Origin of the sequence: Arthrobacter sp. UKPF54-2, assembly GCF_007858535.1 — a bacterium.
Classification (GTDB): domain Bacteria; phylum Actinomycetota; class Actinomycetes; order Actinomycetales; family Micrococcaceae; genus Arthrobacter.
In genome coordinates this window covers 1,599,184-1,625,901 of sequence record NZ_CP040174.1, presented here as the reverse complement: position 1 = coordinate 1,625,901, position 26,718 = coordinate 1,599,184, and the positions used below count along the sequence as shown (strand labels likewise).

Here is a 26,718-nt window from a genome sequence, read left to right as displayed (position 1 = left end):
TCCCGATTCGGTCCGCCAGCGGACAGCCCGGCGGGCCGGGCTTTGTGGCTTAGCTGGCGCTGAAGCTGGATTCCCGGGCTGTGCGCTGGTCCTGCAGGTAGCCGAAGAGTTCCCGCAGGCCGAAGGACCATCGCGGCAGCTCTTCCGCCGCCCCGACCCGGTTGATGAGGGCCCCGAGGTGACGGCTGCGGATAGTCACGAGGTCGCCCGGCCGGTGGGTGAAGCCCTGTCCGGGCTCCGCCCGATCCTGGGTCGGCGCGAAGAGGGTCCCCGTGAACAGAGCAAACCCATCCGGGTACTGGTGATGGCTGCCGTACGTTGCCGCGACCAGCTCCTCGAACGGCCGGCTGATCCGCGCCACGGAGTTGCGGCCCTCCAGCTCGTAGCCGTCCTCCCCTTCCACCCGCAGCAGGATTTCCTCCTGGCGCAACATTTCGAGGGTGAAGCTTCCGTCGAACAAGCGGATCAGGGGACCCAGTGCGCTTGACGCGTTGTTGTCCTTCGCCTTGCCCAGCAGCAGGGCGCTGCGTCCTTCCACGTCCCGGAGATTCACGTCGTTGCCCAGCGTTGCGCCCACAACGGCGCCCTTCGAGGTGGCGATGAGCACCAGTTCCGGCTCCGGGTTGTTCCAGGAGGAGAACGCGGGAATGCCGATTCCGGCGCCCAGCCCCACCGAGGAGAGGACCGGAGCCTTGGTGAAGACCTCCGGGTCCGGCCCGATGCCGACCTCCAGGTACTGCGACCACAGCCCCTCGGCGATGAGTACCTTCTTGGCCTCGGCCGCTTCCGCCGAACCAGGGCGGATGGAGGCGATGCTGCCGCCGAGTGCGCGGCCCACGAGCTCGCGCACCTCGAGGGCGCGGCTGGCGTCGCCGCCGCAGCGCTCCTCGATGACACGCTCGATCATGCTGTCCACGAAGGTCACGCCGCAGGCCTTGATGACCTGCAGGTCCACCGGCGCCAGGAAGTGCGGACGGTCCGCGTCCCGCGCCAGGGATGCGCTGACAACGTCGGCGGTGTTCCACCGCGGCTCCGTCAGGGCGGCACGAACCGCTGCGGCCAGGTCGGTAAGCTCCAGCAGTTCGGAGACGGTTCCCGCCAGGCCGGTCAGGTCGAAGACAACCCCTTCCTGGACCGCGACCACCCGCGGGCCCCCCGTTGCCGGGTCCCAGAGCCGGCCGACCAGCAGGGCCTGCGCCGCATCATCGGGCAGAACCGAGGGCGCTGCCAGCGGCGCGTTCACCGCTGCCCCTCGCCCTGGACCGCGGATTCAGCCGCGGGCAGCCGCCAAGTACCGTCGATGCACTGCGGCACGTTCCACGGGTTGGCATCCCTCAGGGGTTCGGGCAGCCTCCCCTCGGGGAAGGACTGGTAGGCCACCGGACGCAGGAATCTGCGGATGGCGGCCGTACCCACCGAGGTGGTGGCCGACGTCGTTGCCGGGTAGGGCCCGCCGTGGTGCTGGGCGTAGCTGACGGTAACGCCGGTGGGCCAGCCGTTCCAGAGCACCCGGCCGCTGATGTCCGTCAGCCGTGCTGCGAGCTCGGCGACGTCATCGTCCGGCTCCGCCTGCAGGGTGGTGGTGAGCTGGCCTTCCAGGAGCTCCGCGAGCGACGGGAGCTCGGATTCATCGCCGTATTCGACCAGCACGCTGGCGGGTCCGAACATCTCCTGCCGGAGGACCGACGGATCACGGCGCACGGCGGCGGACGTCGTGTGAAGCAGGGTCGGAGCCGGGGTCGCAGCGAAGTCGCCCTCGACCAGCACGTCGACTCCGTCCCCACTTTGCAGCGCCCGGACTGCCTCGGAGAAACCCTCGTGCAGCCGGCTGCTGAGCAGCCGTGCCGGCACAAAGTCCGCCAGGGCCGCACGGAGGACCTCCCGCACCTTGTCGGTCTGGCCGCCGGGCACAAAGAGCAGGCCCGGCTTGGTGCAGAACTGCCCCATGCCCATCGTGAACGAGCCGGCATAGCCGCCGAGGATCTCGTCACGCCGGGCGGCCCACGCCTTTTCGGTCACGAACACCGCGTTGATGCCGCCGAGTTCGCCGTAGAACGGGATCGGCTCCGGACGGGCGTTGGCGCGGTCGAAGAGTGCCCGGCCACCCGCCGTCGAACCCGTGAATCCAATGGCTTTCACCAAGGGATGGTCGACCAAAGCCTCCGCAGCTGCCCTTCCGGTGACCAGCGAGAAGAGCCCGGAAGGCGCCCCTGCGGCGTCGAGGGCCGCGGCCACCGTCTCGGCCGTGCGCAGAGCCAGCTTCAGGTGTCCGTCATGTGCCTTGTGCACGACGGCGCAGCCCGCGGCGAGCGCCGAGGCGCTGTCTCCGCCGATCACGCTGAAGGCGAAGGGGAAGTTGGATGCCCCGAACACGCCGACGACGCCGATTGGCACGTTGAGCCGGCGCAGGTCCGGCCGCGGGCCCATGCCCCACTCCGCGTCCGCGTGGTCGATGGTGGCGTCGAAGTGCTCGCCGGCGCGGATTTCGGCGGCGAAGAGGCGGAGCTGGAAGACCGTGCGCTTCAATTCGCCGCGGAGCCGCGCCTCGCCGAGGTGCGTTTCCTCGCCGGCGATTTCCACCAGGGCTTCCGCGTCGGTCTCGAGACCGTCGGCCACTGCCTCGAGCCAGCCCGCGCGGGTCCGGGGGTCCGCGGCGCGGCCCTTCTCGAACGCCGTGTGGGCCGCCTCAACTTTCGCGTTGAGCTCGGCGGCTGTGGTCGTCATCGGACCGCGCCGGTCGGAGTCAGCGAGGCGCCGGTCACGGCGGCCCGGTTCCCGACCTCCAGCCAGCCCGCGCCGCCCGGGAATTCCCACCGGGAGCGGGAAGCGGTGATCATTTCGGCGCCGGTGCCCGGCAGCTGCGGGGCCGCGTAACGGCCGTTGATTATCCGGACCGGTTCGGCGAAGTGCTCGTGGAGGTGGTCCACGTATTCGATCATGCGCCCGTCCTGGCTGCCGCTGACGGCCGCGTAGTCGAAGAAGGAGAAGTGCTGGACGAGCTCGCAGAGTCCCACACCGCCAGCGTGCGGGCAGACCGGGACGTCAAAGCGGGCGGCGAGCAGGAGGTTGGCGATGTTTTCGTTCACGCCGCCCACGCGGGTGGAGTCCAGCTGGAGCACGTCGATGGCGCCGGCCTGCAGCAGCTGCTTGAAGACAATGCGGCTCGCGACGGCCTCGCCGGTGGCGACGCGGATGGGGGAAACGCCCTTGCGGATCTCGGCGTGGCCCAGGATGTCATCGGTGCTGGTGGGCTCCTCGATCCAGTAGGGGTTGAACTCGGCGAGCTGGTTGACCCATTCGATGGCTTCGGAGACCTCCCAGCGCTGGTTGGCGTCGATGGCGATGGGCAGGTCGCCGACGGCCTGGCGCGCCAGGGCCATGCGGCGGCGGTCGTCGTTGATGTCGCCGCCCACCTTGAGCTTGATCATGGAGAACCCGTCGGCGGCCGCTTCCTTGCTGAGCCGGACCAGCTTCTCGTCGCTGTAGCCGAGCCAGCCGGGCGACGTCGTGTACGCCGGGAAACCATCCACCTTGAGCGACGCGATGCGGGCGGCCTTGCCGGCCTCGCCGGCGCGCAGGATGTCGAGTGCCTGCTGCGGGCTCAGGGCATCGCGGATGTGGGTGAAGTCGACGACGTCGACAATCTCCTCTGCGGGCATCTCGCTGAGCAGCAGCCACAGGGGCTTGTTTTCCCGACGGGCACGGATGTCCCAGAGGGCGCTGACGAGCGCCCCGCAGGCCATCTGGGTGACGCCCTTTTCCGGACCCAGCCAGCGCAGCTGGGAATCATGGACGAGGCGCTTGGACGCCCCGCCGAGGTCGTAGATGAGTTCCTCGATGTCCCGGCCGAGGAGCAGCTTGGCGTAGGCGTCGATCGCGTGGGTGAGGATCTCGTTGCCGCGACCGCAGCTGAAGACGAAGCCGTGGCCCTCGTCGCCGGCATCGGTGCGGATGACGACGTAGGCGGCCGAATAGTCCGGGTCGACGTTGACGGCGTCAGAGCCGTCAAGCTCGAGGGACGTGGGGAAGCGTACGTCCTGGGTGTGGATGGAAACGATGGAAGGCACAGTTATCTTCTCTCTGGTCAATTCAACGAGCGGACGCAATTCCTATATGAATTGAGTTAATCATATAGGAACCGTGATCCAGATCAAGTGCCCAGGAAACAAAGAAGCCCCGGCCGGCTGGCCAGGGCTTCCTTCTACTCGACGATTCGCCTTCGGGGAGGGCCATTGTCTTCCAGCGGCGGGAGCTCGTCGCCGCCCTCGAACGCCTGGGCGAAACGGTGGAAGGAGTTCCTAATGTGTTCAGCCATCGCCTGTTCGGCCTCGTCAGGCATGCAGGCCGAGATGGCATCCCGCACGGCGGAGTGTTCGGCCGCGGTGATGGCGCCGTCGATGTCCGCCGGGTAGAGCCGGAACGTGTGCAGGTGGCAATGGGTCTGGGCAAAGGCATGGCGCACCACCGGGTTTCCCGCGGCGGCGAGGATGGTGTCGTGGAAGCGGGTGTCATGGGCAACTAGATCCTGCCGCAGTTCGCCACCGGCTTCCATGGTGGCCCGAAAGGCGGACAGCTCCTTTTCCAGCGCCGCTGCTGGGTTGGCGAGGCGATCTACGGCGGCCGAGCGGGCAGCCCACGGCTCCACCAGCAACCGGAACTCAAAGAGGGCCCGCAACTCGGCCAGATCCAGCAACGGGGTGGTGCTATAGCCCCGACCGGGGCTGTAAATCACCAGGTTGTCGCCCTCCAGCCGCTGCAGAACCTCCCGGACCGGGGTCTGCGAAACACCTAGACTGCGGGAAACCGCATCAATGTTGATCCTGGCACCGGGCTCAATTTCGCCCCTGAGGATGGAAGCCCGCATCGAGGCATAGACATCGCCGACGGCCGCCTTGCTTTTGGACGTATCGGACGGAAGACGAGGGGGCACGCGGTTACCTCTTTGGGATGGTTGAACTGAGTCGCTGTGGGAATCATAAGCCACGGGCCTTTGCCCGATGTGTCGCAAGGTTGCCTGCTCGGGTCTGTCCGTTGACCGCACCCTCTATATGATTAGCCAGATTTCGGCATGAATTGGGCGACGCCTTGTGCTTGGCCTCTCGCTGCCCAGTTGCCGGAACATCCGAAGCTTCTGTCGTGTCAAAGGAGACCATATGACCACCTTGGGCAGCAGGCACGCATCGCCGTCGTCCTCCGCGGCGCCCCGCACGAGATCGCGCAGGCGCTGGGTGATCATCTGGCTCGCGTTCGTTGGGTTGAGCATCAACTATCTGGACCGCTCCAGCCTCAGTGTGGCGCTGCCGTTCATGGGCAAGGACTTTGAACTGTCGGCGACCCAGCAGGGGTTGATTTTCGCAGCGTTCTTTTGGGCCTACGACTTCTGCCAACTGGCAGCCGGGTGGTACGTCGACAAGGTCGGACCGCGGAAATCCTTCTCCTTGGCGGCCTTGTGGTGGTCCACCTTTACGATCGCCACCTCCTTTTCGCAAAACTTCTGGTCGCTCTTCGCTGCCCGGTTCCTGCTGGGCGTCGGGGAGAGCCCGGCTCCAAGCACCGCGGCCAAGGTCGTGGCCACCTGGTTTCCCCTCCGCGAGCGGGCCTTCGCGACCAGCATCTGGGACTCCGGATCCCGCGTAGGTGCAGTCATTGCGCTTCCCATCGTCACGCTGATCGTCGCGTTCACCTCGTGGCACGCGGTCTTCATCATCATCGGCATGGCCGGCATCATCTGGGCGGCCGTGTGGTGGAATGCGTACCGCAACCCCGAGGAACACCCGGGTGCGAACGCCGAGGAAGTGGCCTACATCCGGGAAGGGGGCGCCCGGAGCGAAGCCTCCGACGACGACGCCGCCGCGCAGCTGCCGTGGAGGTCACTTTTCAAATACCGCACCATCCTCAGCATGATGTTCGGCTTCTTCTGCCTCAACAGCGCCATCTACTTCTTCATCACTTTCTTCCCGGGCTATCTCGTCAAAGAGCGCGGATTCGACCTGCTCAAACTTGGCATCTTCGGTGCAATCCCCGGCATCTGCGCGGTGGCCTTCGGCTGGCTGGCCGGCTACCTCGCCGACCGAGCGGTGCAGCGCGGCACCTCGGTGACCAGGGTTCGCAAGACCGCCATCGCCGGAGGCCTGATCGGCGGGTCGGTGATCATGTTCGCCGCGACTGTTCCCGAGGCATGGATGGCCCTGGCGCTGCTGTCCGTTGCCTATTCCAGCCTCACGGTCGCCGCCACCGGGATCTGGTCACTACCCGCCGACGTCGCCCCGAGCTCCCGGCACGTCGGATCCATCGGCGGTCTCCAGAATTTCGCATCCAACCTGGCGGGCATCTTCACGCCCGTCCTGATCGGCGTCCTGGTGGACCGGACTGGATCCTTTGTGGCACCCCTCGCGGTCATCGGTTTCATCTCGCTGCTGGGTGCCGCGAATTACGTGTTCATACTGGGCAAAATCGAGCCCTTGAAAGTTTCCTCGGCGGCATGACCACGGCGGGCCCGGCAACGCGCGGATTCACTTCTGCCCCGCCCGGCACTCCTGCTGGCAGACTGAGCCGATGACCGAACCTCTCCATCAGTCCCGGCGGCCGGGGATCCGCGCCGCGATGTTCGTGGACTTCGACAACGTCTACACGGGCCTGATGGCCTTGGACCCGGCGGCCGACAAGCGGTTCGCCGAGGATCCCAAGCATTGGACGGAGGCGCTGGCCGACGGCGTCGCGGGCGAGGACTCCCGGCGCTTCCTGATCCGCAACTGCTACCTCAACCCCGTCATCTACTCCAAGTACCGGCCGTACTGGACCCGGGCGGGCTTCCGGGTGATCGACTGCCCGTCACTCACGCAGCGGGGCAAGAGCAGCACGGACATCAACCTTGTCCTGGACGCGATGGATGCCCTGTCCGGTGCGGCACATATTGAAGAGTTCTTTGTGGCCTCGGCGGATGCGGATTTCACCTCGCTGATCCAGCGCTTCCGTGCCGCGGACCGGATGACGACGGTGATCGCCGCCGGCGCCGTGGCGTTCGCGTACCGGGAGATGGCGGACAGCGTGGTCGAATCCCACGACTTCGTGGCCGTCCTCAACGGGAGCGCGGCCGAGTCCATCCACACAGTGGCGTCCCCCAAGCAACAACCAGCCCCGGCGGCGGGCAAGCCGAAACCCAAGCCCGCCTCGCCGGCGGTCCGCGAGCTCGTGGCCTTTGTCCGTTCCGCTCCGGGACCGGTTGCCGGCGCGATGGTTGCCCACCGCGCGCTCACGGCAGACCCGTCGCTGAAGACGGACTGGGGAGGTGCCGGAAAGTTCGGCGCCTGGGTGGCGCAGATCGGCCAAGACGTGGACTACTCTCCAGCGCAGAGCGGCTGGGTGTGGGACGCCCAGCGCTTCTCGGCCGAGGATCTTCCGGCCCCGGCCAGCCTGCAGCCGGCGATCGAGGAACAGATCATCCGGGTGACGGATGTCCCGGCGCTCTCGTCCGACCAGTTCCGGCAGGTCTTCCTGTCGCTGGAGACGAAGCTGCGCGAACACCCCGGCAACCGCGTTGAGCTGTCCAAGGCGGTGCGGGACGACTGCGTCGCGGCGGGCCAGCCGGTCTCCCGCGCGGCCGTCAATTTCGTTCTCCAGGGCCTGGGGTATGCCGGGGTCCCGCTCACGGGCGCATTGCCGGCCCCGGAGCTGGCGGCGGCGTGGACGATAAACGTCGAGGAGCTCTGCCGGGTTGCGCTGATGGAGTTCGACGACGCCGAGAAGCTCGCGCTGCGTCGCTGGGCCAGCGGGGGCCTGCTGGAGGACAAACCCGGCGCAGCGGCAGAGTAGGCGCCGCACCTTCGGAGGCGGTGCCGCCCTGAGCGGTAAGTTGGGCTAGTATCCATTGGTTAGACGAACGTACAACTAGTCCATCGAAGGAATTAGCGTGACTCCGCCCGCTGAAAGAGAAGGCTACTGGTACCCGCCGAAGGCACACGGGCAGCCTTACGCCGTCGATATCCTGAACGCGCTCCGGGAGTATCGGGCCTCGGAGACCGCCATGCGGCGGCGCACCCGCAACTCCATGGCGATGGGCGAGACCGACCTCCTGGCACTGCGGTACCTGCTTGAGGCTGAGACTGCGGGCCAGGAAGTCCGCCCCAAGGAACTCGCCGCCCGACTGGGAATGACCTCCGCATCCATGACCGCCCTGGTTGACCGCATGGCCACCAGCGGGTACATCACGCGCCAGCCGCACCCGTCGGACCGCCGCGCCATCATTCTGCGCCCCACCCGCGGCGCTGACGAGGAAGTCCGCCACACCCTGGGCAAGATGCACGGTCGGATGATCGAGGTGGCTGAATCCCTGAGCGACGAGGAAGCAAAGGCAGTGCTGCATTTCCTGCTGCACATGCGCGAAGCCGTGGACGAAATCGACGTCGACGGCGAGTAAGACCGGCGTCGACTGGACAACCACCAAACACTAGTTAGACTAGCTACATTGTGAACTAGTTACTAGAATGGTGGATCGAATGACGGCCGTAGTTGATCGCAAGACATCTGGACCCAATACCGCTGCCGTCACGGACGTCGGCGCTCCTGCATCGGGTGCTCCCTCCCACTGCGGCGCGGCCATGACCATGTTGGCGGCCGAGTCGGCTTCATTGCCGTGGGCGCCGCTGCAGTCGGGGTTCGCGGCGTGGACCTGCGGGTGTGGCTACCGGCTGGACGCCGATATTGCCGCTGATCCCCTTGCCGCCGTGCGGCTGGCCTCCGCCCGGGTGGAGAGCCTGCACTGGGAGCTGGACGCGGCCCAGGAGCGCTTCGAGAATGCCCTCAAGGCGGCATCGGGCCTCGGGGCGGACCGCCCGGCCATGGCCCTGGCCGCAGGGCTGACACCGGACGAGCTGCAAAATTTGCTGCAGTGACACTCGCCCTCACCCGGCGGCCGGCGCGGGCTGCCGCTCCCCGGGCGGCCTTCTTCGGCCCCCTTGCGGAAGACCGCCTGCTGGACCAGCGGTACCGGCTGGGGACCCTGGCAGGCAGGGGCTCCGAGGCCGACGTCTACCGGGCAACCGACGCCGCCAACGGTTCCGAGGTGGCCGTCAAGATCTTCCGGTCCGACGCCAGCGACGCGGCATCGCCGTTTAGCCGGGAGAAAGACCTGCACACCCCGCTCCACCACCGGCATATCGTGCGCGTCAACGGCTACGGCCACGGGCCGGATGACGGGGGCAGCGGCTCGGGCCGGAACTACCTTGTCACCGAACTGGTGAGCGGTCCGGACCTTCGGACCGTCCTTCAGGACGGTCCGCTGCGGATGCCCCTCGTGGCGGCCTGGATGGGCGACGTCGCCGGCGCGCTGGCGCACGTCCACCGCAAGGGCGTGGTCCACAATGACGTTAAACCGGCCAACATCCTTGTGGACCGTTCCGCGAGCGCCGGTCCCGCGGGGCTCGCGAAACTGACCGATTTTGGCATTGCCACCAGTTCGTGGCACCGGCCAAACCATGCCGGCTCCGGCACACCGCACTATCTGAGCCCCGAAGCCGTGCATGGAACAACCACCACCACGGCCAGCGACGTTTACGCGCTGGGGCTGGTCACGTTCGAGTGCCTCACCGGAATCAAGGCCTTCCCCGGCCCCGCACTGGAGTCCATGGTGGCCCGAACGCTCCGCGCACCCCGGCTCCCGGACACGGTCCGGCGGCGCTGGTCGATGCTGCTGCACTCAATGACCGACGCCGAACCCGGCAACCGGCCCACCGCGGCCGAAGCCCACCGCGCGCTGAAAAGAATCAGCCGGTAAAGCCGAGCGTGGCCCCAGCCCTGAGCCGGTGTTACAAGGTTGCGGCCTCTTCCTGCGCCAGCCTGATCAGCCGGAGTTCATCCTCCACCGCGCGGGCGGGCCAGTAGTCCTTTGCCAGCTCGTCCGCAAAGACCCGGTCTGCCGCCGGGAAGAGCTTCCCGAACAATCCGGCCGCATGCAGCAACGCGAACAGCGCCGTCGTTCTGGCGTCGGGCCCCTGGGACTGGGGCGCTTTGGCTTCGGGAGTGGCGTTTTCGGGCCCCGCTCCGGGCCCCGCGGCATCAGGCGTGCCGGCGGCCGGAGCCGCCGCTTCGGCCGGCGCCGTATCGGCCGAGGTGGTGTCGGCCTGGGCAGCCGCCGGCGCCTCGGGCCCGGGCTTCTCGGATGCGGACGGTGCACCGCTCAACGCGGCCTCAAGCTTTTCCAGCAGCGCCGCCTCCGGAGCATGGTCCTTTTCCGGGTACCGCACGGCCCGGAACCGGGCCAGGTGCTTCTCGCCGACATGTTCCACGATCCCCCGCGACGCCATCGTCTCGTAGACACGCTGCACTTCGGCGCGGCCTTCAAGCATGGACACCCACCGCTTGGGAGTATGCGGCCGCGACTTGCCCCGGATGAGCTCCAGCTCGTGCTGGTAGTCCGCCGGCGCTGCCATGCCCGTAGCGCGGACATGTTTTCCCTTCAGCTCGATCGCGCCGGCCAGTTCCAGCTCGGCCAGGACGGCCCCGGCCAGCGTGGTCCTGAGGGCGAACACCGGCACTGCAGGCTTGCCATCGTCGTCGTTCGTCGCCAGCAGGAGGAAGGCCTGGGGAAGGCTCAGCTCCGCGGTCTTCTTTGTCTCAGCATCCATAGGATCATCGTGGCCCTGTTGGACGGGCCCCACAATGAGGATTTCGTCCCGACCCTCTTCCCGTGAGACTTCCGCGAGACGATAGTTTGGTGGGATGACGGCTAGTTACAGGTACGACGTCGAGATCCTTCACCTGCTCGTCTCGCCCGCCCACGCCTACTTCGGCCGTGCCCGTGACGGCGCAGCCGACGTTCCCACCACGGACGCCGCGCGGGCCGAGTTCGTGGCCGGCAAGGGAATCGCCGGGGACCGGTTCTTCGGCAAGGCCGCGCACATGGATGCGGCCGTGACCATTTTCGCCGTCGAGGCCCTCGACGCGATCGCCGCCGAGCAGGGGACTGCCCCGCTCGACGCGCTGCTGACGCGCCGCAACGTGCACCTCCGGGGCGCCGAGCTGGCTCCGCTGCTGGGCCACGACTTCGCACTGGAATCCGGCGGGGACCTGGTGCGGTTCAAAGCCGGACGGCCCGCGCATCCCTGCGCCTGGATGGACGCGGTGCTTGCCCCGGGCGCCCACAAGGCCATGCGCGGGCGGGGCGGGGTGCGGTGCCAGGTGCTTTCAGACGGCGTCCTGCACCGCGGACCGGCAGTGCTGGTCAGCCCCGTGCCGCTGGACCCGGACCGCGCCGGCGAGGCGACCCTGCTGCGCCCGTCCCGCCTGCCCTAGCCCGACGCCGAATCGTCCATTGCTCAGGAACTGCAGCGGGAGTTAAACCCCCGCCAGCGTGCCGGCAAGCAGCAGGAGCCCTCCCAGCGCGCCCACCAGCCCTGCGAAGATCAGCCGCCCGCGGCGGCCAGGGAGGGCCGCCACGGGCCCGTCCCGCCGCACCTCCGGGACCATCAAGAGAGCCGACGCGGGAAGAAGCATCAGGCCCGTCACCAAGAATGTCGCCTGAATCGTCGTCACTGCCCAGCCCTCGCCGGTCAGTGACGGGCAGCGGCCGCGGCGGGTTCCCTGACCAGCTCTCCGACGATGTCGGCCACCAGGTCTTCGATGACCTGCGCATACAGCAGGCTGCCCTTGGCGGCACTGGATCCGGCCGCCGAGGAGAGGCAGCCCGTGGCCGGAGTACGCTCGGTCACCACCGGAAGCCTGTCGAAGCGTGGCAACACGGCAGGCGGACCGTCCACCAGCCGGTCCATGGCCACCCGCGCCGGTTCCAGGTGGAGCATCAGCGAGGTTTCCAGGACGCCTCCGTGCTCGATTTCCCAGCCCGGGAATCCGTCAGGATAAACCTGCGAAAGGGTGTCCTGGCTGACGAAGTCCCAGTAGGACAACAGCAGCACGCTCTGCTCTGCGCCGGGCTTGATCCCCAGGTCTTCCAGGGCCAGGTCGATTCCCTCGTAGAGGAACTGGTAGTTCTCGAAGTGTCCGTTGATCAGGACCAGATGCCGGACGCCTTGGTTCAGGAAGGACTTCACCAGGTTGCGCACCATCCCGATCAGGGTGGTCCCGTCCAGGCTCGTGGTGCCGGCAAGGTGGTTGCCGCCGCCTGATTTCTGCTGGGACTTGTAGCCGTAGGCGATGGGTTGGGCCACCAGGGCGCCAACCTGCCTGGCGACCCCCTCGGCAAAGCGGGACGAGAGGACGGTGTCCGTGCCCAGCGGAAGGTGGGGGCCGTGCTGCTCCAAGGAACCGACCGGGATGAGGACCATCGCCTCGCCGGAGCCAAGGACTTCGCGGTAGCTGAACGCATCCAGGTCTTCCAGGAATACTGACTTTTGCATGCTGGTGGTGCTCCTTGTTCGTGCGGCGTCGAATCTGCCGCAGGGTGCGGCGCCACGGTATCCGTGGCGCCGCACCCTGCCTCTTGCCGTTGGCGCGGGTGTCAGGCGCCGATGATGTTGTATTCCGGGCCGAACGGGAACTTGGTGATGTTCTCGGCCCCGTCCTCGCCGACGACGAGGATGTCGTGCTCCCGGTAGCCGCCCGCGCCGGGCTGGCCGTCCAGGACGGTGATCATCGGTTCCATGGAGACCACCATGCCGGGCTCGAGGACGGTGTCGATGTCCTCGCGGAGCTCGAGTCCGGCTTCGCGTCCGTAGTAGTGGCTCAGGACGCCGAAGGAGTGGCCGTAGCCGAAGGTCCGGTTGGCGAGCAGCCCGTGGCCCACGTAGATCTCGTTCAGCTCGGCGGCGATGTCCTTGCAGACGGCACCGGGCTTGATCAGTTCCAGGCCGCGCTTGTGGACCTCGACGTTGATGTTCCAGAGTTCCAGCGAACGGGCATCCGGTTCGCCGTAGAACAGGGTGCGTTCCAGGGCGGTGTAGTAGCCGGAGGTCATGGGGAAGCAGTTCAGGGACAGGATGTCGTGTTCCTGGATCTTGCGGGTGGTGGCCCAGTTGTGGGCGCCGTCGGTGTTGATGCCGGACTGGAACCAAACCCAGGTGTCACGAATTTCCGAGTCCGGGAAGGTCCGGGCGATTTCGTGGACCATGGCCTCGGTGCCGATCAGGGCGACCTCGTACTCGGTGATCCCGGCCGTGATGGCGTTGCGGATCGCCTCGCCGCCGAGGTCGCCGATGCGCGCCCCGTGCTTGATGACCTCGATCTCTTCGGCCGACTTGATCATCCGCTGGCGCATGGCGGCCTGGGCGACATCGACAAGAGCGGCCGAGGCAAAGGCTGCCTGGATCTTATTGCGGTTGTCCAGCGGGAGCGAGTCATCTTCGACGCCGATCCGGCGGGGGTTGATGCCGCGGGTGCGGAGGACCTCCTGGATGGCGAAGATGTAGTTGTCGCGGCGCCAGTCCGTGTAGACCACGTTGTCGCCGTAGCTGCGGCGCCAGGGCATCCCGGCGTCGATGTTGGCCGTGACGGTCACGGTGTCGTCCTTGGTGACCACCATGGCGTAGGACCGGCCGAAGTAGGTGAAGAGGAAGTCGGAGTAGTACTTGATCGAGTGGTAGCTGGTGAGGACGACGGCGTCGAGGTCCTTCTCCGCCATGATCCGGCGAAGCCCCGCGAGGCGGCGCTCAAATTCAGCGTCGGAGAACGTCAGGCTGACCTTCTGGCCGTTGTTCAGGACCTTGAGGCGCTCCAGCTCGGAGACGTTTGCAGCGGGGGCAGAAGTGGTGATGGTCATGCGTGTTCCTTACGTTGCGGGGTTTTCAGGGGAAGGCTGGTGCCGGTTCAGGCCACGGGGGCCGGCGCCGGGAGGCTGTGCTTGTCTTCGCAGGCGTCGCCGTGTTCGGCGAGCACTGCTTCTTCGTGCAGGTCGAGGCGGATGCCCAGGGGAACGCCGGCCCGGATGCGCCGGCGGAAGCGGGTGTAGCCGAGGGCGAAGTAGATGGCGGACGAGGTGACGGTCCCGGCGAGCCAGGAGAAGTCGACGCCGCCCATGGCCGTGGCGATCGGGCCCTGCAGGGCCGGGATACCGCCGTACATGAACATCCAGGTCATCAGGATCCCGGCGAAGAAGGCGATGAACGCCGCGGGGTTGACGGACTTCAGGGAGGTCTTCTTCGAATCGAGGAACAGGTAGGAGAAGTCCTTGTGCTTCCGCTCGAAGATGAAGTAGTGGACAGCCATGATGCCGCCCCAAGTGGCCACCCACGCCACGATCGCACCCAGCCAGGAGTCGAGGATCATCGCGAAGTCCTCGGCGAACATGAACCCGACGACCGCGAACATGGACAGTATTCCGACGATGATGGACAGCTTGCGCCGCGAGATCTTGACGTCGAGTGCCTGGAAGGCAACGCCGAAGGTGTAGAGGTTGATGATGTTCGTGGCAATCGGTCCGTGGATGACCAGTAGGATGACCGGGATGGCCAGTGTGCCGAAGTTGGAGACGATCAGCTCGCCGGGGTCGGCCTGGCCGTTCTTGGTCGCGAGGCTGGCACCGAGGATGCCGAGCCAAACCACGGGGAGGAACTGGCCGAGGACACTGACGGCGAACAGCTTGGCGGGCTTGACCTTGCGGCTGACGAACCGGGAGTAGTCCGGCGCGTAGGTGAACCAGCCGATGCCCCAGCCGATGCCGATGACCGTCATGATCGAGGACATGGCGGCCAGGCGCGGCAGCCCTTCCAGGACAGCGCCGGCGGGGCCGGCGTAGCTCCAGTTGATGTCCAGCTGGGTCCACGCAACGATCGACATTCCAATGAGGACCAGGATGGTGGGCGGCATGGTGATCCGCTCGAACTTGGAGATGGCGCGGTAGCCGCGGTAGCAGATCGCGACCTGGACGGTCATGATGATTGCAGCCACCAGGATGCGCACGCCGATGTTGCGTTCGGCGGGATCGACCCAGCCGATCATGCCGAACAGGGCCAGGATCAGGTCGAGGATGACCCATGTGTTGACGGCGGACCAGCCGATGGCGATCGTGGCCTGGATCGCGGCCGGCAGGTAGGCTCCGCGGCGGCCGAAAGCCCCACGGGCCAACAGCATGCCGGTCGCGCCGGTGCGCTGGCCGAGGATTACGAAGAATCCAAAGCCGGCCATGCCGATCAGGTTGCCGACGATCAGCACCAGGAGCGTGTCGCCGAGGCCCAGGCCGAGCTGGATGCCGAGTGCGCCGAGGATCCAGTTGATGGGGGCAACGTTAGCGCCGGCCCAGATCCAGAACTGACCGGAAAGCTTGGTGGTCCGTGCGGACTCGGGAATGGGTTGGAGGACATCTTCAACCTCCACAGTGGCCGCTTCGTGCGTGCCGTGTTGAGCTTGGGTCATGCTGTGCCTCAATTCACTTCGTTGTGAGGGAGAACGGGGAGTAAATCCAGTTTATGAGTGACCCGCCCCACAAAGTAGAGCCGTTTTGATTACACTGAAGTCCCAACCAGTGACGATATGACGCACCCTATGAGGCCGGGCCACCATGATCACCCTTTCCCAAGTCCTCGCCACAGCACCTATGGCGGCCGCCACCCCGGTGGTGCGAAGCAGCGTGCCGGGGACGCTGCAGCGGGCCGTCCGCTGGGTGCACTCCAGCGAGGTCCTCGAGATCGCCCCGCTGCTGCGCGGCGGGGAACTGCTGCTCTCCGGCGGGGAATCGCTGCTGGCGCTGCCGGCCGCGGAGCAGGAGACGTACGTCCGGAGCCTCGCGGCCCGGCACATCGCGGCGCTGGCTTTGCAGAATGCCGGCGCGGGGGTCCCGCTGCCGGAAACTCTGGTCGCGGCGGCGGACAGGAATGGCCTGCCACTGATCGAACTGCGGACCGTGGCACCTTTCGTGGACATCGCCGAGGCGGTCAACCGGCTGGTGGTCAACGAGCAGGCTGCCGCCCACCTGGTGGTCGATGACCTCTCGCGGCGGATTGCCCGGCAGATCACGGACAAGGGCCCGCACCTGCCAACGATCCTCCAGCTGCTTGCAGGGGCCCTTGACGCCGAGGTCTCGCTCGCGGCACCCGACGGGTCCCTGCTCGGGCGCGCCGGCGACGCCGTCGACGACGGAGGCTCCAGGGCCGAGGCCGGCATCGTGGTCGGCGGCCAGCACGCGGCGCAGCTGACCCTGCGATCACCATCGGAAGACCCGCTGCTGCTCGAACTGGCCGCCGACCGCTTATCCGGGATCCTGGCGCTGGCGCTGGCGCAGGCGTTTCGGCCCACGCCGGCCCAAGTGGCCGAGGCGCGACTGCTGGAGGCGGTGATCGAGGGCGCGGATGCCGAGTCCGTCCAGCGGCTCTGGCTACAGGCCGGACTCGACCCCGGCCACGCCGCGATCGTGGCGGTGTTCCGCGCCTCCGGCCGGGACACCAAGTTTCCCGCCGTCGAGCGTGCGCTGCAGGTGCGCGGAGTCCAGGTGAAGTCCCACCTCTGGGACGGCGAGCGCGCGGTGCTTCTGGCACACCCGCATCAAGGCGCACGGGCCGCGCGCGAAGTGCTGCTCCGCGCTGCCCGGGAGGCGCTGGCCGGTTCGGACACATGCGCCGCCTTCGGACCCAACGTGGCCGAGGGTTCCCGAGCGCACGACTCGTTCGTCGAGGCGCAGGAAGTTATGAAGCTCGGCATGCCGGGCGCGGGCCAGGTGCTGGATGCCATGGACTTCCTCGGCCGCCGGATCCTGGCCGCCGTGCCGCATCCGGCGTTCCTTGACTCCTACGTGGAATCCGCACTCGGCGAAGTGCTCGAGTGGGACCGGAAGCATGGCACCACCCTGCTGGCCACCCTGTTGTGCTGGCTCGATTCGGGGTGCAACACGACGACGTCGGCCGCCTCCTTGAATATCGAGCGGCAGACCATGCACAAGCGACTTAGCAAGATCCAGGCGCTGCTGGGCGGCGACCCGCGGACCTCCGGCCGGCTCTTCAGCATCCACATCGCCGCGGCTGCGGCAGCGGCTGCCGTTGGCCCGCGCGGTGGCTAGAGGACCTGCCGCACGGTCTTCTCGAAACTCGAGACGTGCTCGAAGGCCAGCTTCGCAGCGAGCTCCGCGTCGCCGTCGGCGACCGCTTCCAGCAGCCGGACATGCTCGGTGATGTGACTGGCGACGGACGGCACCTTGTCCACCACGAGGCACCAGATCCGCGTGGCCAGGTTGTCGTGGCGGATCAGGGTGTCTTCCAGGTGGGGGTTCCCCGCGGCGCGGTAAATCAGCCGGTGGACGGCAAGGTCGTAGCGCATGAGTTCGCGCTTGTCAGCAGGCCTGTCATCCAACGCGGCAAGGGCCCGGGCTACTTGCCGGAGTTCGGCGCGCATGTCGGCGCTGGCGTTAACCGCCGCGCGGCGGGCCGCCAGGGGTTCGAGCAATTCACGAATATCGGATACATCGGCCAGTTCGGTAATGTCCACGACGGTCGCGAACGTGCCGCGGCGCGGGTAGGAGACCACCAGGTGGTCCCCTTCCAGGCGTTTGATGGCCTCGCGGACCGGCGTCCTGCCGAAGCCGAGTTCTGCCGCCAGCTGCCCGTCATTGATGGGTTCCCCGGGCCGGATGTCCAGCATGATCAGCTTGTCGCGCAGTTGACGGTAGGCGGACTCCGCCTGCGACAGCGCGTCGTCCTCTGCGGGGGACACGACCGGAAGTACTGACAAGGCTCCGCTCCGTTCTTCGCTACTAGGTGCCGGGCTTCCAAAGGAGCGCCCGGAAGCGGGACCTTCGAAACTTTCCCGCCTCTATTGACTCCGTGTGATCCCCATCATAGCATTGACCTCACACTGATATATCAGTTACATCAATAGTGGTATTTCAAAGGAGTATTCGTGGTTGAGCAGTTGAACGAGCGACTCGCGGTCGTCGATCCCGAGGTCCAGCAGGCCATCTCCCGGGAACTGGGCCGACAGCAGTCGACGCTTGAAATGATCGCCTCGGAGAATTTCGCCCCCTCCGCGGTGATGGAGGCCCAGGGCTCGGTGCTGACGAACAAGTACGCCGAGGGCTACCCCGGCAAGCGCTACTACGGCGGCTGCGAGCACGTGGACGTTGTGGAGCAGCTTGCCATAGACCGGGTCAAGGCGCTGTTCGGTGCGGAGTTCGCCAACGTCCAGCCGCATTCCGGCGCGCAGGCCAACGCCGCCGCCATGTTCGCCCTGCTGAACCCGGGCGACACCATCATGGGGCTGGACCTGGCCCACGGAGGCCACCTCACCCACGGGATGAGGATCAACTTCTCCGGCAAGCTGTATAACGTGGTGCCGTACCACGTCCGTGAATCAGACCTCCGGATCGATATGGCAGAGGTGGAGGCACTGGCCCTCGAACACCAGCCGCGGCTGATCGTGGCCGGCTGGTCCGCGTACTCCCGGCAGCTGGATTTCGCCGAGTTCCGTCGCATTGCCGACCTCGTCGGCGCCTACCTCATGGTGGACATGGCACACTTCGCGGGCCTCGTGGCCGCGGGGCTGCACCCCAATCCCGTCCCCTACGCGGACGTCGTCACCACCACCACGCACAAGACCCTCGGCGGGCCGCGCGGCGGAGTCATCCTGGCCAAGGAGCAGTACGCCAAGAAAATCAACAGTGCCGTCTTCCCGGGCCAGCAGGGCGGGCCCCTCGAACACGTGATTGCCGCCAAGGCCGTCGCCTTCAAGCTCGCCGCCGGCCCGGAATTCAAAGAACGCCAGGAGCGGGTCCTGCAGGGCTCCAAACTCCTCGCTGAACGGCTCCTCCGCGACGACGTCGCCGCGGCAGGAATCTCCGTGGTCAACGGGGGCACGGATGTGCACCTGATCCTGGTCGACCTCCGCAACTCCGAACTGGACGGGCAGCAGGCCGAAGACGCCCTGCACCGCATCGGCATCACGGTCAACCGCAACGCCGTGCCCTTCGACCCCCGCCCGCCCATGGTGTCCTCCGGACTCCGCATTGGCACGCCCGCCCTCGCAACCCGCGGCTTCGGGGCGGCGGAGTTCGCCGAAGTCGCCGACATCATCGCGACGGCGCTCATCGCGGCCGCAACCCCCGGCAGCGGCGGGGACTCCACGCTCAGCGAGGAAACCGCCGCCGAACTCCGCGCCCGGGTGGCTGCCCTGGCCGACCAGTTCCCGCTCTACCCCCACCTCAACGGCGGCGGCGAAATCGCCGCCTTCGAATCCGACCTGATTGGAGCAGCCCAGTGAGTGCAGACCTCCTCCCCGAGCACCCGGACTTCCTCTGGCGCAACCCGGACCCCAAAAAGAGCTACGACGCCGTGATTGTTGGCGGCGGCGGGCACGGCCTGGCCACAGCGTACTTCCTGGCCAAAAACCACGGGATGACCAACATTGCCGTCCTGGAAAAGGGCTGGCTGGCCGGCGGCAACATGGCCCGCAACACCACCATCATCCGTTCCAACTACCTCTGGGACGAGAGCGCGGCCATTTACGAGCACGCGCTCAAGCTCTGGGAAATCCTGCCCGAGGAGCTCGAATACGACTTCCTCTTCAGCCAGCGCGGCGTGATGAACCTCGCCCACACCCTCGGTGACGTCCGCGAAAGCATGCGCCGCGTCGGAGCGAACAAGCTCAACGGGGTGGACGCTGAATGGCTGGACCCCAAGCAGGTCAAGGAACTCTGCCCCATCCTGAACATCAGCGACAACATCCGCTACCCCGTCATGGGCGCCACCTACCAGCCGCGCGCGGGCATCGCCAAGCACGACCACGTGGCCTGGGCCTTCGCCCGCAAGTGCGACGAAATGGGCGTGGACATCATCCAAAACTGCGAAGTTACCGGCTTTGTCAAGGACGGGAACCGGGTCACCGGTGTCAAGACCAACCGCGGGACCATCAACACCGAAAAGGTCGGTCTCGCCGCAGCCGGGCACAGCTCCGTGCTGGCCGAAATGGCAGGCTTCGACCTTCCTATCCAGTCCCACCCGCTCCAGGCCCTGGTCTCCGAACTGCACGAGCCTGTCCACCCCACCGTGGTCATGTCAAACCACGTGCACGTCTACGTCTCCCAGGCCCACAAGGGCGAGCTGGTGATGGGCGCCGGTGTGGACTCCTACAACGGCTACGGCCAGCGCGGCTCCTTCCACGTGATCGAGCACCAGATGGCTGCCGCAGTCGAGCTTTTCCCCATATTTGCCCGGGCCCACGTGCTGCGGACCTGGGGCGGCATCGTGGACACCACCCTGGACGCCTCCCCCATCGTGGGCAACACCCCGGTGGAGAACATGTTCGTGAACTGCGGCTGGGGCACCGGCGGCTTCAAGGCCACCCCTGCAGCCGGCATGACGTTCGCACATAACATCGCCACCGGCACGCCGCACCGGCTGAACCAGCCCTTCTCGCTCGAACGCTTCGAAACCGGCGCCCTGATCGACGAGCACGGCGCAGCCGCCGTCGCCCACTAGCAGCCCTCCCCCAGAAAGAAGACGCACATGCTGCTCATCTCCTGCCCTAACTGCGGCTCGCGCGACGAGACCGAATTCCACTACGGCGGCCAGGCCCACGTGCCCTACCCGGAAAACCCGCATGAACTGACCGACAAAGAATGGGCCCACTTCCTGTTCTACCGGGAAAACACCAAGGGCATCTTCGCCGAACGCTGGTTGCACAGCACCGGCTGCCGCCAGTGGTTCAACATGCTCCGCGACACCGTCACCTATGACATCAAGGCGGTCTACCCGATGGGCTCGCCCCGCCCTGATGCCGCCGGCCGGGCCACCGCAGACACCGGCACCGCGAGCCTCGCCCCCGACAGCACCACCACCGGAAGCGCAGCTCCCAGCACCTCGACCACCAGCATCTCCAGCACCACCGCCCCGGAAGGAGCAACCAAGTGACTTCCCAGAACTCCCGTCTCGCCGCCGGCGGACGCATCGACCGCTCCATCTCCTGGCGCTTCACCGTGGACGGCGAGGAATTCACGGGCCACCCCGGCGACACCCTCGCCTCCGCCCTGATCTCCAACGGACGCATCGCCGCCGGCAATTCGCTCTACGAGGACCGCGCCCGCGGCATCATGTCCGCCGGAGTTGAGGAATCCAACGCGATGGTCAAAATCGCGCCGCGGTTCCCCGGACACGTGGCCGAATCCATGCTCCCCGCCACCACCGTCACCCTGGTGGACGGCCTGAAGGCGGAGCTGCTCAGTGGCCTCGGCAAGCTGGACCCGGCAGAAGACAGGGCGGAATACGACAAGAAGTACGTCCACACCGACGTCCTGGTCATCGGCGGCGGCCCCGCCGGCCTCGCCGCAGCCCGCGAGGCAGTCCGCACCGGCGCCCGCGTCATCCTCATGGACGACCAGCCCGAACTCGGCGGCAGCCTGCTGTCAGGTTCCACCGCAGCTGAGCTGGCTGACACCATTGAGGGCAAGCCCGCCCTCGAATGGGTGGCAGACGTGGAAGCCGAACTGGTTTCCGGTGCCGAGTCCACGGTCCTGAACCGCACCACCGCCTTCGGTGCCTACGACGCGAACTACGTCATCGCCGTCCAGAACCGCACCGACCACCTTTCCAGCCCCGCCGCGCCCGGCGTCTCGCGCCAGCGGATCTGGCACGTGCGTGCCAACCAGGTGATCCTGGCCCCCGGCGCCCACGAACGCCCGCTGGTCTTCGAGAACAACGACCGGCCCGGCATCATGCTGGCCTCCGCCGTCCGCAGCTACCTCAACCGCTACGCCGTGGCGGCAGGGCAGCGCGTGGTCATCAGCACCACCAACGACAGCGCCTACGCCCTCGCCGCGGACCTGCGCGCCGCCGGCGTGAAGGTTGCGGCCGTTGTGGACGCCCGCCCACAGCTCACCGCAGTGGCGAGCGCAGCCGCCGAAGCCGGGACCCGCGTGCTGGTCGGCAGCGCGGTGGCCAACACCGCTTCCGGCGCGGCAGACGGCCGTGTTGAGAGCGTCACCGTCCGCAGCATCAACGACGACGGCGAACTCACCTCCGGCGTCGAGGAAATCGCCTGCGACCTGCTGGCCGTCTCCGGCGGCTGGAGCCCGCTGGTGCACCTCCACTCCCAGCGCCAGGGCAAGCTCCGCTGGGACGACGAGCTCGCCGCTTTTGTGCCGAGCACGGTTGTCCCGAACCAGCAGACCATCGGCTCTGGCCGTGGCAGCTTCGAGCTCGACGACTGCCTCGCCGAGGGCATTTCCGCCGGCGCCGCCGCGGCCATCGCCGCGGGCTTCGCCTCGGACACCACGCCCGCCTCGCTCGGCGAGCCCAGGGCCTCCGCCCCGACCCGGCAGCTGTGGCTGGTCCCGGGCCAGGAAGGCACGCCGGATGAATGGCACCACCACTTCGTGGACTTCCAGCGCGACCAGTCAGTGGCAGACGTGCTGCGTTCCACCGGAGCCGGCATGCGGTCCGTGGAACACATCAAGCGCTACACCTCCATCAGCACCGCCAACGACCAGGGCAAGACCTCCGGGGTCAACGCGATCGGTGTCATCGCCGCCGCACTGCGCACCGCGGGCGAAGCGTCCCGCGGCATTGGCGACATCGGCACCACCACCTACCGGGCACCGTTCACCCCGGTGGCCTTCGCGGCGCTGGCCGGACGCCAGCGCGGCGAACTGTTCGACCCCGCCCGCAAGACCTCCATCCACCCGTGGCACGAGGCCAAGGGCGCGCTGTTCGAAGACGTCGGACAGTGGAAGCGCCCCTGGTACTACCCGCAGGCCGGCGAGGACATGGATGCCGCCGTGCTGCGCGAATGCGCCGCAGTCCGCGACTCCGTGGGCTTCATGGACGCCACCACCCTGGGCAAGATCGAAATCCGCGGCAAGGACGCCGGTGAATTCCTCAACCGGGTCTACACCAACGCATTCAAGAAGCTGGCCCCGGGTTCCGCCCGCTACGGCGTCATGTGCGGCCCTGACGGCATGATCTTCGACGACGGCGTGACGCTGCGCCTCGACGATGACCGCTACTTCATGACCACCACCACCGGTGGCGCAGCCAAGGTCCTGGACTGGCTGGAGGAATGGCTCCAGACTGAATGGCCCGAACTCGACGTGCACTGCACCTCGGTCACCGAACAGTGGAGCACCATTGCCGTCGTCGGGCCCAAATCCCGCGCGGTCCTCGCCAAGCTGGCACCGGCACTGGCAGCCGACGGCGGACTGGAAGCAGAGGCCTTCCCGTTCATGACCTTCCGCGAGACGACGCTGGCCTCCGGCGTGCGGGCCCGGATCTGCCGGATTTCGTTCTCCGGCGAGCTGGCCTACGAGATCAACGTGCCGTCCTGGTACGGGCTGAACACCTGGGAAGCCGTTGCCGCGGCCGGGGCCGAATTCAACATCACCCCCTACGGCACCGAGACCATGCACGTGCTCCGCGCCGAGAAGGGCTACCCCATCGTCGGCCAGGACACTGACGGCACAGTCACCCCGCAGGACGCGGGGATGGAATGGATCGTCTCCAAGGCCAAGGAATTCATCGGCAAGCGCTCCTACGCCCGCGCCGACGGCCAGCGCGGGGACCGCAAGCACCTGGTCAGCGTCCTGCCGGTGGACGGCTCCATCCGCCTGCCGGAAGGAACGCAGCTTGTGGAGCAGGGCATCAGCACCAGCCCCGCCTACGGTCCCGTCCCGATGCAGGGCTTCGTGACCTCGAGCTACCACAGCGCCGCCCTGGGACGCTCCTTTGGACTGGCACTGATCAAGAATGGCCGCAACCGCATCGGCGAAACCATGGTGGCCGTCTCCGGCGACCAGCTGGTCGATGTTGTTGTAGCAGAAACCGTACTGTTTGACCCCGAAGGGACCCGCAAAGATGGCTAATTCAGCAGCACTCGAAGGCATCAATGGACTCCGGGAAATCCGCCGCAGCCCCGCCTCCCACCTGGCCTCAGCGCTCGAGGCGGGCTCGGTCCAGGGCAAGGTTGTCCTCGCCGAGGGCCCGTTCCAGACCATGGCCGGGGTCCGCGTGGATCCCCGCTCCGAGGGCGCTTCACGGATCGCAGCCGTCACCGGCGGACTGCCGGCACGCTGCGGCGAAGTGACCGGCACGGGCAGCACCAGCGTCCTCTGGCTGGGACCGTCGGAATTCCTGGTGGTTGCACCCGAGGAGTCCCACGACTTCCTGGGCGGCAACCTCATCGGCTCCCTTACGGAGGCCTTGGGCGACGCTCCGGGCCAGGTGGTGGACCTGTCCGCCAACCGCACCATGTTCGAGCTCTCCGGCCCCCGCGCCCGGGCCGTGCTGGAAAAGGGCTGCGCCCTGGACCTGCACCCGCGCAGCTTCATCCCGGGTACGGCGCTTTCCACCGAGGTGGGCGGCATTCCGGTGGTGCTGCAGAAGACCGGGGAGGAAAGCTTCAGGCTGTTCCCCCGCGCGTCCTTCGCGGACTTCCTGGGCCGCTGGCTCCTCGATGCGATGCGCGAGTACGCCTCGCCTGAGGTGCCCTAAATGGCGCTGAGTGTCCTGGACCTGTTCTCCGTTGGCATCGGGCCGTCGTCGTCTCACACGGTCGGCCCGATGCGGGCGGCGAAGCTGTTCGCGGACGGGCTTAAGGCTGACGGCAAGCTCAGCGCCACGGCACGCGTCCAGGCCGAATTGTTTGGCTCGCTCGGTGCCACCGGGCGCGGCCACGGCTCGGACAAGGCCGTGGTGCTGGGCCTGCAGGGCCTGGACCCGGAAGCCGTGGACACAGCCACCGCCGACGACCAGGTGGCCGCGGCGGCCCTGGACGCCGAACTCCGGATCGGCGGGGACCACCGGGTGGACTTCAACTGGGACGAGGACGTGGTCCTGCACCGCCGCAAGTCCCTGCCCGCCCACCCGAACGGCATGACCTTCCGGGCCCTGGACCACGCCGGGGCCGTGCTCAGCGAGCGGAGCTTCTACTCCATTGGGGGCGGCTTCGTCGTGGACGGGGACGCCGACGGTGCGGACAAGGTGGTGGCCGACGCCACTGTCCTGCCCTACCCGTTCACCACCGCCGACGAACTGCTGGCCACCTGCCGGCGGGAGGGCTTGTCCATCTCCGAGGTGATGCTTGCCAACGAACTCGTCTGGCACAGCGAGGCAGAGCTTCGCGAGAAACTGCTCGCCTTGTGGGCCGTCATGCGGGAATGCGTGGACAACGGCTGCGCCGCGGAAGGGATTCTTCCGGGCGGCCTCAACGTTCCGCGCCGGGCGCCGTCGCTCTTCCAGACCTTGGCGGCGGATAACGGAACCACTGATCCGCTTCGCGCTATGGAGTGGGTGAACCTCTTCGCCCTTGCCGTGAACGAGGAGAACGCCGCCGGCGGACGCATCGTCACCGCACCGACCAACGGCGCGGCCGGCATCGTGCCCGCGGTGCTCCACTACTACATGAAGTTTGTTCCAGGGGCCGACGACGACGGTGTGGTCCGGTTCCTGCTGGCGGCGGCCGCCGTCGGGATCCTCTTCAAGATCAACGCCTCGATTTCCGGCGCTGAAGTGGGCTGCCAGGGCGAGGTGGGTTCCGCCTGTTCCATGGCCGCGGCCGGGCTGTGCGAGGTGCTGGGCGGCACGCCCGAGCAGGTCGAGAACGCCGCCGAGGTGGGGATTGAGCACAACCTCGGCCTCACCTGCGACCCCGTCGGCGGCCTGGTGCAGATTCCCTGCATCGAACGGAACGCGATCGCCAGCGTCAAGGCCATCAACGCCGCCAGGCTGGCACTGCACGGCGACGGGAGCCACAAAGTATCTCTGGACAAAGCCATCAAAACCATGCGCGAGACAGGAGCGGACATGAAGACTAAGTACAAGGAGACCTCCCGCGGGGGTCTCGCCGTCAACGTCATCGAGTGCTGAGCCATGACCGCCATTGAAACTGAGCCCCTGACCGGCCCGTCTGCGGAAACGACCGTGGAGCATGTCCTGACGCTCGACTGCGCGGAGTCCCCGGGCATTGTGCACGCAGTGTCCGGGTTCCTGCTGGACCACGGCTGCGACATCATCGACAACAAGCAGTTCGGCGAGCGCTCCGAAGGGCATTTCTTTATGCGGGTGCATTTCGCGTCCGACGGCGATGCGTCCACCGCGGACACCCTGCGGGCGGCCTTCGCCCCGGTGGCTGAGCGGTTCGGGATGAGCTGGCGGCTGGAGCCGCACGGTTCCAAGCGGCGCGTGCTGATCATGGTGTCCAAGTTCGGCCACTGCCTCAACGACCTGCTGTTCCGCGCCAGGGTCGGCGAGCTCCCGGTCGACGTGGTGGCCGTGGTGTCCAACCACACGGACCATCAGGCGTTGGTGGAGTGGCACGGCATCCCGTTCTTCCACGTGCCCGTCACCGCCGCCACCAAACCGGAGGCGGAGGGCCGGCTGCTGACGCTTATCGATGAGTTCGACGTCGAACTGGTGGTCCTGGCCCGCTACATGCAGGTGCTCAGCGACGGCCTGACGCGAAAGCTGGACGGCCGGGCCATCAATATCCACCATTCCTTCCTGCCCAGCTTCAAGGGCGCCAAGCCGTACCACCAGGCCTACGCCCGCGGCGTGAAGACCGTGGGTGCCACCGCGCACTACGTCAACGCGGAGCTCGACGAGGGCCCGATCATCTCGCAGCAAGTGGTGGAGGTGGACCACACCTACGGGCCGGAAGACCTCGTCGCGGCGGGCCGGGACACCGAATGCAAGGCACTGTCCAACGCTGTGCGCTGGCACTGCGAAGGCCGGGTGATCCTGCAGGGCAACCGGACGGTGGTCCTGAGGTAGGCCCTGGCCTTACCCCATACTCGGAGGGCGGCGGGATCTCCCGCCGTCCTCCGCGTTGTGGGGGGTGCTCCCCCGGCCGACACGGCCCCTGTCC

The 26,718-nt window shown here is 67.3% G+C and carries 24 protein-coding genes; 14 read left to right on the top strand and 10 right to left on the bottom strand.

The genetic code is table 11. The features are described from left to right. Nucleotides 1-49: 49 nt before the first annotated feature. From E7Y32_RS07360 to E7Y32_RS07345, 4 genes are all read right to left on the bottom strand, one after another. Nucleotides 50-1,243, bottom strand: coding sequence for a fumarylacetoacetate hydrolase family protein (locus E7Y32_RS07360; protein WP_146336562.1), 1,194 nt, complete (start codon nucleotides 1,241-1,243; stop codon nucleotides 50-52). Continuing rightward, nucleotides 1,240-2,724, bottom strand: a complete 1,485-nt coding sequence (locus E7Y32_RS07355; RefSeq protein ID WP_146336561.1) for an aldehyde dehydrogenase (NADP(+)) — start codon at nucleotides 2,722-2,724, stop codon at nucleotides 1,240-1,242. The genes E7Y32_RS07360 and E7Y32_RS07355 overlap by 4 nt, the downstream gene beginning before the upstream one ends. Beyond that, nucleotides 2,721-4,067: an enolase C-terminal domain-like protein gene (locus E7Y32_RS07350; protein ID WP_146336560.1), complete on the bottom strand. Its 1,347-nt coding sequence runs from the start codon at nucleotides 4,065-4,067 to the stop codon at nucleotides 2,721-2,723. The genes E7Y32_RS07355 and E7Y32_RS07350 overlap by 4 nt, the downstream gene beginning before the upstream one ends. Nucleotides 4,068-4,201: 134 nt before the next feature. Beyond that, complete coding sequence (locus tag E7Y32_RS07345; RefSeq protein WP_261382572.1) at nucleotides 4,202-4,930, bottom strand: GntR family transcriptional regulator; 729 nt, start codon at nucleotides 4,928-4,930, stop codon at nucleotides 4,202-4,204. 223 nt (nucleotides 4,931-5,153) lie between these two features. On the opposite strand from E7Y32_RS07345, the gene E7Y32_RS07340 reads away from it, so the two are divergent. The 5 genes from E7Y32_RS07340 to E7Y32_RS07320 all read left to right on the top strand — a co-directional run bounded on the left by E7Y32_RS07340 (nucleotide 5,154) and on the right by E7Y32_RS07320 (nucleotide 9,772). Beyond that, nucleotides 5,154-6,485: an MFS transporter gene (locus E7Y32_RS07340; RefSeq protein WP_146336559.1), complete on the top strand. Its 1,332-nt coding sequence runs from the start codon at nucleotides 5,154-5,156 to the stop codon at nucleotides 6,483-6,485. Nucleotides 6,486-6,555: 70 nt separating this feature from the next. After that, on the top strand, nucleotides 6,556-7,812 hold the full coding sequence (locus E7Y32_RS07335) for an NYN domain-containing protein (RefSeq protein ID WP_146336558.1): 1,257 nt from the start codon (nucleotides 6,556-6,558) through the stop codon (nucleotides 7,810-7,812). 97 nt (nucleotides 7,813-7,909) lie between these two features. Further along, entirely contained in the window at nucleotides 7,910-8,416 is a 507-nt protein-coding gene (locus E7Y32_RS07330; RefSeq protein ID WP_186467072.1) for a MarR family winged helix-turn-helix transcriptional regulator, read from the top strand. Nucleotides 8,417-8,495: 79 nt separating this feature from the next. Next, nucleotides 8,496-8,891 carry a hypothetical protein gene (locus tag E7Y32_RS16395; RefSeq protein WP_261382571.1) on the top strand — a complete coding sequence of 132 codons (396 nt, stop codon included), beginning with the start codon at nucleotides 8,496-8,498 and terminating at the stop codon, nucleotides 8,889-8,891. After that, on the top strand, nucleotides 8,888-9,772 hold the full coding sequence (locus tag E7Y32_RS07320; RefSeq protein ID WP_146336557.1) for a serine/threonine-protein kinase: 885 nt from the start codon (nucleotides 8,888-8,890) through the stop codon (nucleotides 9,770-9,772). Before E7Y32_RS16395 ends, E7Y32_RS07320 begins: the two co-directional genes overlap by 4 nt. A gap of 31 nt (nucleotides 9,773-9,803) precedes the next feature. Here the strand turns inward: E7Y32_RS07320 and E7Y32_RS07315 are convergent, their stop codons facing one another. Further along, entirely contained in the window at nucleotides 9,804-10,622 is an 819-nt protein-coding gene (locus tag E7Y32_RS07315) for a GPP34 family phosphoprotein (RefSeq protein ID WP_146336556.1), read from the bottom strand. A 94-nt stretch (nucleotides 10,623-10,716) separates the two neighbouring features. Between E7Y32_RS07315 and E7Y32_RS07310 the strand changes: the two genes are divergently transcribed. After that, a complete protein-coding gene (locus tag E7Y32_RS07310; RefSeq protein ID WP_146336555.1) occupies nucleotides 10,717-11,289 on the top strand; it encodes an MOSC domain-containing protein in 573 nt (190 codons plus the stop codon). A 42-nt stretch (nucleotides 11,290-11,331) separates the two neighbouring features. Here E7Y32_RS07310 and E7Y32_RS16280 read toward each other — a convergent pair whose 3' ends face one another. The 4 genes from E7Y32_RS16280 to E7Y32_RS07295 form a co-directional block, all read right to left on the bottom strand. Beyond that, the gene (locus E7Y32_RS16280) at nucleotides 11,332-11,490 is read right to left on the bottom strand and encodes a hypothetical protein (protein WP_186467071.1); all 159 of its coding nucleotides are present in this window, start codon (nucleotides 11,488-11,490) and stop codon (nucleotides 11,332-11,334) included. Between the two features lie 56 nt (nucleotides 11,491-11,546). Further along, nucleotides 11,547-12,350, bottom strand: coding sequence for a creatininase (locus tag E7Y32_RS07305; protein WP_146336554.1), 804 nt, complete (start codon nucleotides 12,348-12,350; stop codon nucleotides 11,547-11,549). 101 nt (nucleotides 12,351-12,451) lie between these two features. After that, nucleotides 12,452-13,708, bottom strand: coding sequence for an aminopeptidase P family protein (locus E7Y32_RS07300; protein ID WP_146336552.1), 1,257 nt, complete (start codon nucleotides 13,706-13,708; stop codon nucleotides 12,452-12,454). A gap of 47 nt (nucleotides 13,709-13,755) precedes the next feature. After that, nucleotides 13,756-15,300 (bottom strand): cytosine permease, encoded by a 1,545-nt coding sequence (locus E7Y32_RS07295; RefSeq protein WP_146336550.1) that lies wholly within the window; start codon nucleotides 15,298-15,300, stop codon nucleotides 13,756-13,758. A 145-nt stretch (nucleotides 15,301-15,445) separates the two neighbouring features. Here E7Y32_RS07295 and E7Y32_RS07290 point away from each other — a divergent pair, with 145 nt between their 5' ends. Then, a complete protein-coding gene (locus E7Y32_RS07290; RefSeq protein WP_146336548.1) occupies nucleotides 15,446-16,936 on the top strand; it encodes a PucR family transcriptional regulator in 1,491 nt (496 codons plus the stop codon). On the opposite strand, the gene E7Y32_RS07285 is transcribed toward E7Y32_RS07290, so the two are convergent. Continuing rightward, a complete protein-coding gene (locus E7Y32_RS07285) occupies nucleotides 16,933-17,604 on the bottom strand; it encodes a GntR family transcriptional regulator (protein WP_146336546.1) in 672 nt (223 codons plus the stop codon). The two genes, E7Y32_RS07290 and E7Y32_RS07285, sit on opposite strands and share 4 nt — an antisense overlap. Before the next feature lie 168 nt (nucleotides 17,605-17,772). Between E7Y32_RS07285 and glyA the strand changes: the two genes are divergently transcribed. The 7 genes from glyA to purU are packed head-to-tail and all read left to right on the top strand — an operon-like array spanning nucleotide 17,773 to nucleotide 26,624. Beyond that, complete coding sequence (gene glyA, locus E7Y32_RS07280; RefSeq protein ID WP_146336544.1) at nucleotides 17,773-19,128, top strand: serine hydroxymethyltransferase; 1,356 nt, start codon at nucleotides 17,773-17,775, stop codon at nucleotides 19,126-19,128. Then, entirely contained in the window at nucleotides 19,125-20,345 is a 1,221-nt protein-coding gene (locus tag E7Y32_RS07275; RefSeq protein ID WP_146336542.1) for a sarcosine oxidase subunit beta family protein, read from the top strand. Before glyA ends, E7Y32_RS07275 begins: the two co-directional genes overlap by 4 nt. 27 nt (nucleotides 20,346-20,372) lie before the next feature. Further along, on the top strand, nucleotides 20,373-20,777 hold the full coding sequence (locus E7Y32_RS07270; RefSeq protein ID WP_146336540.1) for a sarcosine oxidase subunit delta: 405 nt from the start codon (nucleotides 20,373-20,375) through the stop codon (nucleotides 20,775-20,777). After that, a complete protein-coding gene (locus E7Y32_RS07265; protein ID WP_146336538.1) occupies nucleotides 20,774-23,719 on the top strand; it encodes a sarcosine oxidase subunit alpha family protein in 2,946 nt (981 codons plus the stop codon). The genes E7Y32_RS07270 and E7Y32_RS07265 overlap by 4 nt, the downstream gene beginning before the upstream one ends. Continuing rightward, nucleotides 23,712-24,347, top strand: a complete 636-nt coding sequence (locus tag E7Y32_RS07260) for a sarcosine oxidase subunit gamma (protein ID WP_146336536.1) — start codon at nucleotides 23,712-23,714, stop codon at nucleotides 24,345-24,347. Before E7Y32_RS07265 ends, E7Y32_RS07260 begins: the two co-directional genes overlap by 8 nt. After that, nucleotides 24,348-25,721, top strand: coding sequence for an L-serine ammonia-lyase (locus E7Y32_RS07255; RefSeq protein WP_146336535.1), 1,374 nt, complete (start codon nucleotides 24,348-24,350; stop codon nucleotides 25,719-25,721). A 3-nt stretch (nucleotides 25,722-25,724) separates the two neighbouring features. Next, a complete protein-coding gene (gene purU, locus E7Y32_RS07250; RefSeq protein WP_146336534.1) occupies nucleotides 25,725-26,624 on the top strand; it encodes a formyltetrahydrofolate deformylase in 900 nt (299 codons plus the stop codon). Nucleotides 26,625-26,718 lie beyond the last annotated feature (94 nt).

Coding starts and splice junctions, on each gene's coding strand:
- E7Y32_RS07355 (WP_146336561.1), bottom strand. CDS start 2,724: ATGACGACCACAGCCGCCGAGCTCAACGCGAAAGTTGAGGCGGCCCAC.
- E7Y32_RS07340 (WP_146336559.1), top strand. CDS start 5,154: ATGACCACCTTGGGCAGCAGGCACGCATCGCCGTCGTCCTCCGCGGCG.
- E7Y32_RS07335 (WP_146336558.1), top strand. CDS start 6,556: ATGACCGAACCTCTCCATCAGTCCCGGCGGCCGGGGATCCGCGCCGCG.
- E7Y32_RS16395 (WP_261382571.1), top strand. CDS start 8,496: ATGACGGCCGTAGTTGATCGCAAGACATCTGGACCCAATACCGCTGCC.
- E7Y32_RS07315 (WP_146336556.1), bottom strand. CDS start 10,622: ATGGATGCTGAGACAAAGAAGACCGCGGAGCTGAGCCTTCCCCAGGCC.
- E7Y32_RS07310 (WP_146336555.1), top strand. CDS start 10,717: ATGACGGCTAGTTACAGGTACGACGTCGAGATCCTTCACCTGCTCGTC.
- E7Y32_RS16280 (WP_186467071.1), bottom strand. CDS start 11,490: ATGCTTCTTCCCGCGTCGGCTCTCTTGATGGTCCCGGAGGTGCGGCGG.
- E7Y32_RS07305 (WP_146336554.1), bottom strand. CDS start 12,350: ATGCAAAAGTCAGTATTCCTGGAAGACCTGGATGCGTTCAGCTACCGC.
- E7Y32_RS07300 (WP_146336552.1), bottom strand. CDS start 13,708: ATGACCATCACCACTTCTGCCCCCGCTGCAAACGTCTCCGAGCTGGAG.
- E7Y32_RS07295 (WP_146336550.1), bottom strand. CDS start 15,300: ATGACCCAAGCTCAACACGGCACGCACGAAGCGGCCACTGTGGAGGTT.
- E7Y32_RS07290 (WP_146336548.1), top strand. CDS start 15,446: ATGATCACCCTTTCCCAAGTCCTCGCCACAGCACCTATGGCGGCCGCC.
- E7Y32_RS07270 (WP_146336540.1), top strand. CDS start 20,373: ATGCTGCTCATCTCCTGCCCTAACTGCGGCTCGCGCGACGAGACCGAA.
- E7Y32_RS07260 (WP_146336536.1), top strand. CDS start 23,712: ATGGCTAATTCAGCAGCACTCGAAGGCATCAATGGACTCCGGGAAATC.
- E7Y32_RS07255 (WP_146336535.1), top strand. CDS start 24,348: ATGGCGCTGAGTGTCCTGGACCTGTTCTCCGTTGGCATCGGGCCGTCG.
- purU (WP_146336534.1), top strand. CDS start 25,725: ATGACCGCCATTGAAACTGAGCCCCTGACCGGCCCGTCTGCGGAAACG.